Here is a 906-nt window from a genome sequence, read left to right as displayed (position 1 = left end):
TACGAGAGATGACGCTGAAATTACAAAAGGTGTTAGTAATTTCTCAACACTTCTTAGTGATATAGCTTCTTATTACACAGCTAAAGGAAGTTTTGCTACTAATATACAAGATATGACAAATGTAGTAATGCAACCACACACATCAAACACTTCAACAGCTTATTTGTATATTAAAGATTTAAATTGTGTAACAATTAATGCACAAGCTGGTGGAAGTACAATTAAAATTTTTGCTTCTCCTGATTATAACAAAGGTGTTTGCAAATCATTCTTCGCAACTAGTAGTGTAAGAGCAGCTATGGGAAATGAAGATATAGGGGCTCATTTAGGAAATGCTAGTGCCTATGAAATCAAACTCGGTGGCGGAAATGTTAATTTTTAACCTAGAAACTAATCTAGGTTAGTTACTTTAAGGAAGTTAATGAAAACAGCATTCACAATGATAGAACTTATATTTGTTATTGTAATATTAGGTGTATTAGCAGCAGTTGCAATTCCTAAACTAAATGCTACAAGAGATGATGCTGAAATAGTAAAATCATCTCAAAACCTTGCTATTTTAATTAGTGATTTAGGCTCTTATTATACAACCCAAACAAATTTTAGCAGTAATTTAAAGGATATGACTTCTCAAAGTCTAAAAGATGATAAGTATTTTACTATTAAAAATACTGATTGTTTAGAAGTTACTACTGATGATTATTTTATAGTGGTAAAAAAACTAAAAACTAAAAGTGAATTATGCAATAAATTATTAGGCTTAGAATCTTTAAAACAAATTCTAACAGGAAGAATTTCAAAAACAAATAATAATTTTACAGATATTTCAAAAAGTGATGTTATTTACATTCCTGTTGGTGGAAGTAATGTGGTGTATTAAGAATTTAAAGTGATTTAAATTCTTAA

1 protein-coding gene and 1 pseudogene are annotated in these 906 nt (G+C 28.7%); both read left to right on the top strand.

Annotated elements, in window-relative coordinates; all coding sequences use genetic code 11:
• Positions 1 to 382 (top strand): annotated as a pseudogene (locus tag AVBRAN12642_RS09710) (hypothetical protein); the annotation flags it as partial.
• A 39-nt stretch (positions 383 to 421) separates the two neighbouring features.
• Positions 422 to 880, top strand: coding sequence for a type II secretion system protein (locus AVBRAN12642_RS09705; RefSeq protein ID WP_336608312.1), 459 nt, complete (start codon positions 422 to 424; stop codon positions 878 to 880).
• The last annotated feature ends 26 nt before the right edge of the window (positions 881 to 906 follow it).

Source organism: Campylobacter sp. RM12642, from assembly GCF_020137635.1.
In the GTDB taxonomy this organism is placed as follows: domain Bacteria; phylum Campylobacterota; class Campylobacteria; order Campylobacterales; family Campylobacteraceae; genus Campylobacter_E.
Note: the sequence above shows the minus strand (reverse complement) of the source record. Positions and strands in the feature narration are given on the sequence as shown.

Bases quoted from the DNA above. Each gene is read 5' to 3' on its own strand.
- AVBRAN12642_RS09705 (WP_336608312.1), top strand. From the start codon at position 422: ATGAAAACAGCATTCACAATGATAGAACTTATATTTGTTATTGTAATA.